The sequence below is a fragment of the Proteus sp. G2626 genome (assembly GCF_009915985.1).
Classification (GTDB): Bacteria; Pseudomonadota; Gammaproteobacteria; order Enterobacterales; family Enterobacteriaceae; genus Proteus; species Proteus vulgaris.
Map to the genome: position 1 here is coordinate 196,282 of NZ_JAABNH010000007.1, position 13,004 is coordinate 209,285.

Annotated in this window: 10 protein-coding genes; all 10 read right to left on the bottom strand. The window is 39.0% G+C overall.

Translation table 11 applies throughout. The annotated features are described in order from the left end of the window. Window positions 1–37: 37 nt before the first annotated feature. The 10 genes from GWJ05_RS03355 to prfC all read right to left on the bottom strand — a co-directional run bounded on the left by GWJ05_RS03355 (window position 38) and on the right by prfC (window position 12,519). A complete protein-coding gene (locus GWJ05_RS03355; RefSeq protein WP_036934277.1) occupies window positions 38–1,351 on the bottom strand; it encodes a CitMHS family transporter in 1,314 nt (437 codons plus the stop codon). Window positions 1,352–1,693: 342 nt separating this feature from the next. Next, window positions 1,694–2,410, bottom strand: coding sequence for a purine-nucleoside phosphorylase (deoD, locus tag GWJ05_RS03360; RefSeq protein ID WP_036934279.1), 717 nt, complete (start codon window positions 2,408–2,410; stop codon window positions 1,694–1,696). Between the two features lie 77 nt (window positions 2,411–2,487). Beyond that, window positions 2,488–3,714, bottom strand: a complete 1,227-nt coding sequence (gene deoB / locus GWJ05_RS03365; RefSeq protein WP_036934281.1) for a phosphopentomutase — start codon at window positions 3,712–3,714, stop codon at window positions 2,488–2,490. Window positions 3,715–3,780: 66 nt separating this feature from the next. Further along, complete coding sequence (deoA, locus tag GWJ05_RS03370) at window positions 3,781–5,103, bottom strand: thymidine phosphorylase (RefSeq protein ID WP_036934285.1); 1,323 nt, start codon at window positions 5,101–5,103, stop codon at window positions 3,781–3,783. 67 nt (window positions 5,104–5,170) lie between these two features. Then, window positions 5,171–5,950, bottom strand: a complete 780-nt coding sequence (gene deoC / locus GWJ05_RS03375) for a deoxyribose-phosphate aldolase (RefSeq protein WP_161681061.1) — start codon at window positions 5,948–5,950, stop codon at window positions 5,171–5,173. A 522-nt stretch (window positions 5,951–6,472) separates the two neighbouring features. Further along, complete coding sequence (locus tag GWJ05_RS03380) at window positions 6,473–7,774, bottom strand: NupC/NupG family nucleoside CNT transporter (protein ID WP_036934290.1); 1,302 nt, start codon at window positions 7,772–7,774, stop codon at window positions 6,473–6,475. A 351-nt stretch (window positions 7,775–8,125) separates the two neighbouring features. After that, window positions 8,126–8,908: a TatD family hydrolase gene (locus GWJ05_RS03385; protein ID WP_087803381.1), complete on the bottom strand. Its 783-nt coding sequence runs from the start codon at window positions 8,906–8,908 to the stop codon at window positions 8,126–8,128. Continuing rightward, entirely contained in the window at window positions 8,905–9,966 is a 1,062-nt protein-coding gene (locus tag GWJ05_RS03390) for a patatin-like phospholipase family protein (protein ID WP_036934293.1), read from the bottom strand. Before GWJ05_RS03390 ends, GWJ05_RS03385 begins: the two co-directional genes overlap by 4 nt. A 128-nt stretch (window positions 9,967–10,094) precedes the next feature. Further along, complete coding sequence (locus tag GWJ05_RS03395; RefSeq protein WP_036934295.1) at window positions 10,095–10,439, bottom strand: BON domain-containing protein; 345 nt, start codon at window positions 10,437–10,439, stop codon at window positions 10,095–10,097. Between the two features lie 490 nt (window positions 10,440–10,929). Further along, window positions 10,930–12,519 (bottom strand): peptide chain release factor 3, encoded by a 1,590-nt coding sequence (gene prfC, locus GWJ05_RS03400; protein WP_036934296.1) that lies wholly within the window; start codon window positions 12,517–12,519, stop codon window positions 10,930–10,932. Between the last annotated feature and the right edge of the window lie 485 nt (window positions 12,520–13,004).

The window sequence follows — 13,004 nt, forward strand, 5'->3', positions numbered from 1 at the left end:
AAATACTGAGGCTTAAGGTTACAACTAAGATTTTCTGTTAGAAAAGCCCCAAGAAGAAGCCAACACCTAAAGTAAAGAAGCTAAATAACCATATCCAACCAAATGAATAACGTAGGTGCCTTCCCATATCTGTTCCTGCAATCCCCATTGCCAACCAAGCTGCAGGAGAGAATGGACTAACAAACGTTCCAGCATTATTACCTATTGCCATCGCATACACGACATCAGCAGCAGGAACACCGCCCCCTGCAGTCACTTCTTGTACAATAGGAAGTAATGCGAAGTAATAAGCGTCTGTACTGGTAAAGATATCCATAGGTACACCTAGTATACCCACAATAATATGCAAATTATCCACCCAGGAATGAGGTAAGATTGCAGCTAAATCAAGCGCAATTGATTCCAGCATTTTACCATTAGACATAATTCCTAAGAATGCACCAGCCGATAAAATAATTGCTACCATTGATAACGCCTGTGGTGCATGATGGCTAATAATCGCAATTTGATCTCTGGGTTTGGGGTAATTGATCACTAACGCAACTGAAAACGCCACCATAAAAATATAAGGTGCAGAGAACAACCCTAACGCTAAACAAGTAATAGAAACAACAATCAATAAAATATTTATGCCGAATTTTTTCGGTTTTTCAGTGCCCGTTTCGGGTTGTTCTTCATCAAAGATGGCTAATAAAGAGTCTTTCTGATAAGGCGTCGTTCCTTTACGTTTTGCTTTTGCAATACGCTTATTTTCCCTAACCCCCATAATAGCAGCAAATACCATTGAGCCTAAAATGCCGAATAACTGTACAGGAATAAGTTTTTGCCATAACTCTGCAGCTTGAATACCCGTTACCGCAGAAGCTCGTCCTAAAGGCCCACCCCAAGGCACCATATTCATAACGCCCATGCTGGTACACATAATTAATAGCATAAGGTAGGGACTCATCCCTAAGCGTCGATACAGCGGTAAGAAAGCAGGAATGATAATTAAGAATGTTGCCGCGCCAGAACCATCTAAATGAACAACTGCCGCCACGAGTGCTGTCACAACACAGACAATAATCACATTGCCTCGCGTGAGGCTTATCATAATGCGAATAAGTGGATTAAAAATATGCAGATCTTTCATGATACTAAAAAAAAGTATCGCGAATAAAAACATCGTTGCGACACTACTCACCTGCTTAATGCCTAATTCAAAAAAGGTTGAGATCTCACTAAATGAATATCCTGCTAACAGCGCACCAATAAGCGGAGTGACCGACATTGCAATAATAGGGCTGGTTTTTCCCATCATCAGTAATGTCACAATAGTAATAATAATGAATAGTCCGATGATTGTTAACACATGAGCATCCTTTTAAATAGTTATTATGTTTGCAACCCAATGTTACAAAAACGCTACGTAATTATGTAAAAACAGTTTAAAGGATGTGAAGTTAATCACTGATTATTTTTTATCTAAATAAACGTGATAGATTCAAAACAAGACCATTTTATAACAAAAGAATCAATAAGATATAAAAAAACAATAAGAATAATCATTATTTGCTTTACACTTGACATTCATAAGGAATTGTTAAATAAATTAATTTTTTTGGATAGTTTGAATGAGATATTAAGAGGGGAAGAAATAAAAAAACCCAATTCAAAAATTGGGTTTTTTTATTTAAGCAACGAGATGTATTGTTTAGTCTTCTAGTAAGAGAACAGATTCTAATGCAATTTCAATCATTTCGTTAAAGGTCGTTTGACGTTCTTCAGCTGTAGTCTGTGTACCTTTTTTAATGTGGTCAGATACAGTACAAATAGTCAGTGCTTTTGCACCATATTCAGCTGCAACACCGTAAATACCAGCAGCTTCCATTTCAACACCGAGGATGCCGTATTTTTCCATTACATCAAACATTTCAGGATCTGGAGAGTAGAACAGATCAGCAGAGAATATGTTACCAACGCGAACTTTAATATCTTTCGCTTTTGCTGCATCAACCGCATTTTGAACTAATTGATAATCTGCAATAGCTGCGAAGTCTTGGTCTTTGAAACGTAGACGGTTAACTTTAGAGTCCGTACATGCCCCCATACCGATAACAACATCACGTAATTCAACATCTGGTAATACTGCACCACATGACCCCACACGGATAATCACTTTTACGCCAAAATCAGTAATGAGTTCTTTCGCGTAAATTGAACAGGAAGGAATCCCCATACCGTGGCCCATTACAGAAACTTTACGGCCTTTATACGTACCTGTAAAACCTAACATACCACGAACATTGTTTACTTGACGGACATCTTGTAAAAAAGTTTCAGCGATGTATTTAGCACGAAGCGGGTCGCCCGGCATTAAAACGACATCAGCAAAATCGCCCATTTCTGCGTTAATATGAGGGGTAGCCATAATTCTTCCTTTTAATTAATCTTTTTACTATTCAAATATCATTCGGTAGGCATATCACTATACCTACCGAAATTAAATTAAAACATCGCTTTACCATAATCGACTGGAGACAAACCGAAGTATTTCACAACAGTTTGGCCGATATCAGCAAAGGTTTCACGATGACCTAATGAACCAGGTTTAACTTTAGGGCCATAAACCAGAACAGGAATGTGTTCACGAGTATGATCAGAACCAGGCCAAGTTGGGTCACAACCGTGGTCTGCAGTTAAGATAAGAATGTCATCTTCTTTCACCAGTTCCATAAGTTCTGGTAAACGACGGTCGAATAATTCAAGTGCTTCACCATAACCAACAACATCACGACGATGGCCGTAAGAAGAGTCAAAATCAACAAAGTTGGTAAAGACGATGGTGTTATCACCCGCGAGTTTCATTTCTTCAAGTGTCGCATCAAACAGGGCATCAATACCAGTTGCTTTCACTTTCTTAGTGATACCTACATTTGCATAGATGTCAGCAATTTTACCGATAGAGACAACATGACCTTGTTTTTCATCAACCAGTTTTTTCAACATCGTTGGTGCTGGTGGCTCCACCGCCAAATCATGACGGTTTCCCGTGCGGGCGAAGTTACCTGGTTTGTCACCAATAAATGGACGCGCAATCACACGACCAATGTTGTAATCGCCTTTATTTAGTTCATCACGAGCAATTTCACACAGCTCATATAATTTGTCTAAACCGTAAGTTTCTTCATGGCATGCAATTTGGAATACAGAGTCAGCAGAAGTATAGAAAATTGGTTTACCGGTTTTCATATGTTCTTCGCCAAGCTCATCCAGAATAACCGTACCAGAAGCGTGACAGTTACCTAAATAACCGGGTAATTTGGCACGTTTAACGATATTTTCTAACAATGCTTGTGGAAATGAGTTTTTCAGCTCTTTAAAGTATCCCCAATCAAAAAGCACAGGAACACCTGCGATTTCCCAGTGGCCTGACGGAGTATCTTTACCAGAAGAGATTTCACTCGCGTAGCCATAAGCACCGATGATATCTGCGTCTTTATCTAAACCAATAGGAAATTTACCTGTTGATTCTTCAGCTGCTTTACCTAGACCTAAACGGCAAAGATTAGGTAAATGAAGAGGACCTTTACGTCCGTCTCTATCTGCTTTACCGTCAGCAAACGCTTGTGCGATATGCCCTAAAGTATCCGAACCTTGGTCACCGAATTTCTCTGCATCACCAGCAGCACCGATACCGAAGGAATCTAATACCATGATATGTACACGTTTCATAATTCTCTCTCCTGTGTCATTCTCCGTAGACCACGGATATGTCACTTATAAATCGTAATTGAGTTCTTATTCGCTGATTTGGCGATACACCATAGGTGAAGCTTCACGTTTGCTGTCACCAATTACCATCGCTTGACGGACTTCAGCGGCAGCTTCTTGCCATGATTTTTCACTATTAGCATGGATCATCGCTAAAGGCGTATCGGTATTGATTTCAGTACCAAGCGCAGCGATGTCGCTTAAACCCACACTGTAATCAATAGCATCGGTCGCTTTACGACGACCACCACCTAATGTCACAACAGACATACCTAATGCACGCGTATCCATTTCCGTGATAAATCCAGCTTTCTCAGCAAATACAGGCTTACTTAATACCGCAGTTGGCAGGTATTTATTGTAGTTTTCAACAAAATCAGATGGGCCTTTCTGTGCAGCAACCATACGACCAAAGACTTCAGCCGCTTTACCGTTATCCAACACATCTTGCAGTTTTTGACGAGCTTGTTGACGATCATCCGCTAAACGACCTGATACTAACATTTCAACACACAGCGCCATAGTGACTTCAAATAGACGTGGATTACGGTATTCACCCGTTAAGAATTGAACCGCTTCACGAACTTCAACCGCATTACCTGCGCTAGAAGCTAATACTTCGTTCATATCCGTTAACAACGCCGTAGTTTGACAGCCTGCGCCATTTGCTACTTGAACAATAGACTCTGCCAGCTCTTCAGATTTCTGATAAGTTGGCATAAAAGCACCCGACCCCACTTTAACGTCCATCACTAATGCATCTAAGCCTTCAGCTAATTTTTTACCTAAAATAGAGGCGGTGATAAGAGGGATTGAATCAACTGTAGCAGTAATATCACGGGTCGCATAAAAGCGTTTATCAGCAGGTGCTAATGAATTAGTCTGTCCGATAATAGCAACACCTACGTTGCGAATAATATCGCGGAATTTTTCATCATCAGGGAAAATATCAAAGCCAGGAATGGCTTCGAGTTTATCTAATGTTCCACCTGTATGACCTAATCCACGACCAGAAATCATTGGAACATAACCGCCACATGCGGCAACCATTGGCCCTAACATCAGTGAAGTAACATCACCTACACCACCGGTTGAATGTTTATCAACAATTGGGCCATTTAAATTTAGGCTTTTCCAGTTCAATACAGTACCGGAATCACGCATGGCTAATGTCAAAGCAACACGCTCAGGCATAGTCATGTCGTGGAAATAAATAGTCATTGCTAATGCAGCAATTTGACCTTCAGAAACAGTATTATCTCTGACGCCATTAATGAAAAAACGAATTTCTTCCTCAGTTAAAGGATGACCATCACGTTTTTTACGAATAATTTCTTGGGCAAGAAACACTGCAACCTCCTGGCTTTATAGCATTGATAACGCCCACAATATGACGTAGGCGTATTACACGAATGGATTAGTAACCACTAGATGATTTTTGTTCGCCATGACCTAAAGTAGCTAATAAATTCCCTAACAAGCTTGAGGCGCCAAAACGGAAGTGACGGGCATCAACCCAGTTGTCACCCATAATGCGGTTAGCTAATGCTAGATATTGAGCAGCTTCTTCAGCGGTACGAACACCACCTGCAGGTTTAAAACCTACATCTTTGCCAACCCCCATATCGTGGATCACTTGGATCATTAACTCAGCGCTTTCCAGTGTTGCATTTACAGGCACTTTACCTGTCGAAGTTTTAATAAAGTCAGCACCTGCTTTGATTGAAATTTCAGAGGCTTTACGGATAAGTTCTGGTTCTTTCAGCTCACCCGTTTCAATAATAACTTTCAGTAAAGCACCGGCTTCTACGCAAGCCTCTTTACATGCTTTAACGATATCAAAACCGATTTGCTCATTACCTGCCATAAATGTACGGTAAGGGAAAACAACGTCAACCTCATCTGCGCCATAAGCTAATGCCGCATTGGTTTCTGCTAATGCGATATCTAAATCATCATTACCATGAGGGAAGTTAGTTACGGTTGCAATACGGATTTCTGGTGTACCTTGTTCGCGTAACACTTTACGTGCTAACGGAATAAAACGTGGGTAGATACAAATAGCGGCTGTATTGCCTTCTGGGCTTTTAGCCTGATGACATAACGCAGTCACTTTTGCATCAGTGTCGTCATCATTTAACGTAGTTAAATCCATCAAAGACAGCGCAAGGCGCGCTGCAGCGGTTAAATCTGTCATAAAACTCTCCAACGATGTTTCTCAAGCCCTTGTGGGCGTACGCTTAAGGTTAGCGATTAAATTTGTTGGCGAGCGGACTTGGTTCCTTGAAGATGTTGTTGTAACTTGTGCTACAACGACAGCTGAGCTCCCTCTCACCGCGCTATGCTCACTTCGGCGACCCGACATTGAGCCTTCGCCATTCCATGAAGTTTCAGCACATCTTATTTGAACACGCTAAGGAACAATTAGATGTGCTTTACATCACACTAATCAAATACAACTTGCAACCAGTGACATATAAATGTGATAGAAATCACATAATGGTTATTTTCTGGTTTAATATTACTCGAATACCGTTTCTAAGTCGTCTTTATAACGTAAAAAAAAGTGCAATTGATATGAAATGACAGACTTTTGACCATATTCAATACAAACTGCGAAATATCTCACACAGTAAAAGTAGTTAACATTACAGCAGAAAACAAACATAAAAAGAGCAGATAGGCGAACCCTATCTGCTCTTCACAATAAAAAAATCAATTAAGCAGCAACAACAGCCATTGCCGTTAATGCAAAGAAGAATCCTGCAATAGTTGCACTCATTAAGTTAGAAAGTGTACCTGCAAGCACAGCTTTCATCCCCAAACGCGCCACATCTTTACGGCGATTTGGCGCCATTCCACCTAAACCGCCTAATAATACAGCAACGGAGGAAAGGTTAGCAAAGCCACACAGTGCAAAAGAGATGATTATCTTCGTTTGCTCTGATAGCACCACCAGTCCTGAACCAGCAACAAGTGCATCTTCTTGAAGGTATTTACTAAATTCAGAATAAGCATAGAACTCATTGATAACAATTTTTTGTCCAATAAATGAGCCTGCAATGGTTGCTTCACTCCAAGGAACACCAATCAAGAAGGCTATAGGTGCAAACACCCAACCAAACACCAATTCTAATGAGAAATTCTCATAACCAAACCAGCCACCAATGCCTCCAAGGATACCATTAACTAATGCAATCAAAGCAACAAAAGCCAGTAACATGGCTCCCACGTTAAGAGCTAGCTGTAAACCAGAAGAGGCACCAGCAGCAGCTGCATCGATAATATTGGCTGGTTTTTCGTCATCTGCCATTTTATCAAACGCATCTTTTTGATCATCAGGGGTTTCGGTTTCAGGGATCAACAATTTAGCAAAGAGTAAACCACCTGGAGCCGCCATAAAGGATGCGGTGATCAGATACTCCAACGGTACGCCCATGCTGGCATATCCAGCAAGTACAGAACCTGCAACAGAGGCTAAACCACCACACATAACAGCAAAGAGTTCTGAGGTTGTCATTCTTGCAATATAAGGGCGAACAACAAGTGGAGCTTCTGTTTGTCCAACGAAAATATTTGCCGTTGCAGACATAGATTCTGTTCGAGATGTACCCAGTACTTTTTGTAAGCCACCACCAAGAATTTTAATGACAACTTGCATAATACCAAGGTAATACAGTACTGCTATTAGTGAAGAGAAAAATACGATAACAGGCAGTACGCGTAGGGCGAATACAAAACCGCCACCACCAAACAACTCGAACATTTTATCTGATACTAGGCCTGCAAACAGGAAACTCATCCCATTATTGCCGTAATCAATAACATTCTTAACGCCATCAGAAATCGCAAGAAGTACCTCACGACCACTGTCGGAATAAAGAACAAATGCACCTAAGCCAATCTGAATAAGGAATGCGCCACCAACTGTACGTAGTCTAATTGCACGTCGATTGCTGGAAAATAGAACGGCTATCAATATTAATGTTGCCATTCCGACCAAGCTCATAATGAGTTGCATTGAAGGATCCCTGTTCATATAAAAATTTAATGGATTATCAATAACGCTCTAGTCGAGCTTATTGACTCTTTTTGCCAGATAATTATACCTAGTCTAAGAAAAGAACCCTCAACATCCATCACAAATAGAGTCTGGAAAAAGTAACACAAAAGTCACAAATGAGAAGTAGATCACACAAAAAGAGAGAAAAACACATTTATTGAATAGGCAGGATAAAGAGAAAAAATCATGTGATTAACAAATCATGTATTCAATCTTAAACAGTAAAGTAAAATAAGCACCTTATCCATATCAATAAGATTAAATTGAGGAGACTTTTTAATCTTTAGGTTAGTTAAATGCAATCGATAACTAGATATTATCTTTTAACTGAAATAATTGTAGGCTATTAAGATGGAGTTGTTGTGCTATTACCTCCGGTGATTCTTGACGTAGTTCACAGAGTTGAGAAAAAATATGTTGAATACGTTCCGGTCGATTGGGCTCACCTTGGAAGCCACTCACAGGCATATCGGGAGCATCTGTTTCTAATAATAAATATTCGAGTGGTAATGAAGCAATTGCTCGACGTGTCTTTTGTGCTCGCTCATAAGTAATCGTGCCCCCAACACCAATAAAGTAACCTTGCTGAATAAATTGTTTGGCTTGTTGTTGGCTTCCAGCAAAACCATGTACAACCCCTTTACGAGGAACATCATAACGACGTAAAAGCGCACTTAGCGTATCGTGAGTTTTACGCGAGTGTAAAATAACCGGTAAATCAAACTTAGCCGCTAATTTCAGTTGTGCAATTAAAAAACGCTCCTGCTTTTCTGGTTGAGGATTTTCCATATAACCATCCAGACCAATTTCCCCTACAGCAACACAACGAGAGTTTATTTTTAATTTTTGTTCTAATTCAAGGAGATGTTGCTCTCTATGTTCTTCAATATATAAAGGATGTAATCCTAATGCGCTATATAATTGAGGATATTCATTTGATAATTCAGTCACTACATCAAAATTCCAACGAGCAACAGCCGGAATAATCATTTTTTCAACTTGTGCTTGTTGTGCTAAAGATAAGCTATTCGTAATATCATTATAAAAAACAGGAAAATCAAAATGACAGTGAGTATCAATAAATTTATTCATTCTTGAACCTGCCTCACGTCAGGATGTATACGCCTTGTTCCTTGTTGAATGATAGAAGCTTCTTCTGCTTTATCTGTTTTTGCTTCTTGTTCAAATAAGCTGAAGATTTTTTTATCGTGTTGTTTGAATTTGTTCTTAGAAAAATGCTGACCTATCGTCGCCAGAAAATAACGACCACAACGCCTTCCTACATGATAATCATGGTTTAATGCATTTAAACGGCTACCTAACGCACTTGATTGCAACGTTGTGGGTGGATAAATTTCGATAACAACGACATCTTCTGGTGGCGATTGAATAAATTTAAGGGTTTCGGTATAGGTTTCGATATGTACTTGTGCCATTGCCATAAAACGTTGTAAACGGCTATTTTCAAACCATTTCCCCATTCGATCGACCCACTCTGTCGTGTATTGATATTCAGAGGGAACAGTACGAATAACAACAATAGTACGACACCCCCGTCGATAAGCTTCTCTTACTGGAATAGCGTCACTTATTCCGCCATCATGGTAGACAACATCATGAAATAAAACGCCATTACGGTAAAAAGCAGGGATCGCACTGGATGCTTTAATGATATCAAGCCAAGTTGGTTCATCAGGCTGAAAATAATTTGCTTTAAAATTATCAGAACGACTGGCTACCATATAAAATTCGCGACCAGTATCAAAACGCCTTAATGCTGTTGGCATATCAAGGGGCATTTCTTTGGCCGTCGTTTCTATATACCAATCAAGATCTAATAAATTACCACCACGGACAAATCGGATAGGATTAAAAAATTGATTATTGGTTGTATAGCGATTAATAATTTTACGCGCATAACCACGCTGACCGCAGGCAAAAGCAGATAAATTTTGCGCCCCCGCAGACACCCCAAGTAAAATATCGAAGGGATCAAATTGTGAGCGCATAAATTCATCAAGAACACCCGCGGTAAAGATCCCGCGTTGACCTCCACCTTCACAGACTAAAGCAACTTTGCCTTGTGGCAGTGAGGATTGAAATTCAAGTGCTGTAATATTATTTAATGTGACAGGTATATACTTCCCCATAATGTCTCCTTTATACAACTTAACAAAGGATACCCGCACATTTTTTCTGCGTCATTCTTTTTACGAATTCATACAAATAAAATAGGTGGTCTTCGCGGTTTTTCATCACCTAAAAAAATGAGCTTAATTTAAGGCTGAATATTTGCTGAAAAATCGACACTTTTCACACCTTCTACTTTTTCAATAATTTGCGTAATTTGTGCTTCTTGTTCTTTACTCTTAACAAATCCTGTCACAAAGACATGTCCAAATTCTGTACGAATAGAAAGAGATTCACTATCAATACTTTCGATAGGTAATAATGTATTTTTAATTTTTGTAGAGATCGCCGTGTCGCTAATTGTGTCGCTAGTATTATTCGTTCCACGATTAATTTCGCTATACCACGATGTTTCAGCTAATGCTCCCGTACTGACAAAAGCAAGTCCTATGGACATAACTAATGCTAATTTCAACATGTTATATTGTTTCATTGCTCTCCCCCGAATCACAATAATGGTGATAAAAAATATGTGTCATCAATATCTGTATTTTTATGAAGTACTACAAAATGTTAACAAACAAAGTCATTACATTAATAAGGTATTTTAGTTTAATAAAGTTAAAAAAAACAAATAAAGACTAATCCTAATAATTTTATTCCAATAATAACGAATAAAACTATAAAAAATTTTACATATATTTATTAATAGATATAAAAACGAGTATCATGTTAACAGAAAAAAAAAAGAGTAATTCCAAATGAAGGCAGATCTTTTGACAGGATATTTGGGATATGAAAAGCAGATTTGATAGAAAAATAGCGTATCTCATCGAGTATTACTGTTAATTAATACATAATGACGCGAAGAAACAAAAAAGCCACATTAAAAATGCAGCTTTTTCATTAAGTTAAAAACTCAAAATGATTCAAAGTGCGAATGAACGTAGTCAACAACGTTGCAACTTGAAGTATGACAAGTATCAGTGTTCACGAGTCTGATGAAACTCAACATCAGGATAACGCTCACGCGTTAAGTTCAAGTTCACCATCGTTGGGGCGATATACGTTAAGTTATCCCCACCATCAAGTGCCAAGTTTTGTTCATTTTTACGTTTAAACTCTTCGAGTTTTTTCTCGTTATTACATTCAACCCAGCGAGCTGTTGAAACGTTAACGGACTCATAAATCGCTTCAACGTTATATTCACTCTTGAGTCTTGCCACAACCACATCAAACTGAAGTACACCCACTGCACCTACGATTAAATCGTTATTTGCTAGTGGTCTAAAGACCTGTACAGCACCTTCTTCTGATAACTGCACCAATCCTTTCAGTAACTGTTTCTGTTTTAGCGGATCACGTAAACGAATACGGCGGAATAATTCAGGCGCAAAGTTTGGGATCCCCGTAAACTTCAGGATCTCGCCTTGAGTAAAGGTATCACCAATTTGAATTGTACCGTGGTTATGAAGACCGATAATATCCCCAGGATATGCATGTTCAACATGGGAACGATCGCCCGCCATAAAGGTTAGTGCATCGGAAATCACCACATCTTTTTTAATTCGGACTTGGTGTAACTTCATCCCTTTATCATACATACCTGACACAACACGTAAAAAAGCAACACGATCACGATGTTTAGGATCCATATTGGCCTGGATCTTAAAAACAAAGCCAGTAAATGTTTCTTCACTCGCTGTCACTTGGCGCATATCAGTTTGACGAGGCATTGGTGCTGGCGCCCATTTTACAAGGCCATCAAGCATATGGTTAACACCAAAGTTACCCAATGCAGTACCAAAGAATACAGGCGTTAATTCGCCCGCTAAAAAAGCTTCATGATCAAATTCATGAGAGGCACCTAAAACAAGCTCTAATTCGTCACGCAATTGGCTTGCTAAATCATCACCTACCGCTTCATCAAGTTCAGGATTATCTAATCCTTTAATTACACGAGAATTTTGGATAGTGTGACCTTGCCCAGTTTGATAAAGATAAGTTTCATCTTTAAGAATGTGATAAACCCCTTTAAAGAGTTTTCCACAACCAATAGGCCAAGTAACAGGGCTACAAGCAATTTTTAGCTCTGTTTCAACTTCGTCCATTAATTCCATTGGGTCACGGATATCACGGTCGAGTTTATTCATAAAAGTCAGGATTGGCGTATCACGTAGACGTGTTACTTCCATTAACTTACGAGTACGATCTTCAACCCCTTTAGAGGAGTCTATTACCATTAAACAGCAGTCAACAGCAGTTAAAGTACGATAAGTATCTTCAGAGAAGTCTTCGTGCCCTGGGGTATCGAGTAAGTTAACAAGACAATCAGCATAGGGAAACTGCATGACTGAGGTTGTAATAGAAATACCACGTTGTTTTTCCATTTCCATCCAGTCAGATTTTGCATGCTGATTTGAACCACGCCCTTTTACGGTTCCTGCACGTTGAATAGCTTGTCCGAATAACAACACTTTTTCAGTGATGGTGGTTTTCCCCGCATCGGGGTGAGAAATAATGGCAAAAGTTCTACGACGAGCAACTTCTTGCTGAAAAATAGGATTAGACATCAATGGTGATCTTCTGGTTGATAGACGAGTGAATGTAACGCACTGATATATTTATATAACTAATAATTAAAGTGACTATAAAGACATTCAACCCGCAAGTTAATCTTAATTGGCGCTTATTTTCGCCTATCTTGTCTGTATAAACAATCAATGGTTACTATTTTATCTGCTTGAAGGAATGATGCCTAGTATTTGAAAAAATTAATCGTGTCTATTTTACACCATGGAGACAAAAACCGCTCTCACACCTATATAACCAACATTATTTTCCTTGATGCACTCAAATACCTATTTTACTAAAAAATTTACAAATTGCCTTTATGAGGCGACTCATAATACGAAGAATTAACCTATTTATTTTTGGTTAAACGCGGGATTGAATATCAGATTCAAAATAAATGTACATTTGTTTAAATTTAATTTTTCTATATTTAGAGAACAATCACTTTATTTAAAACAAAACCAAATACTCGATTTACTTATTT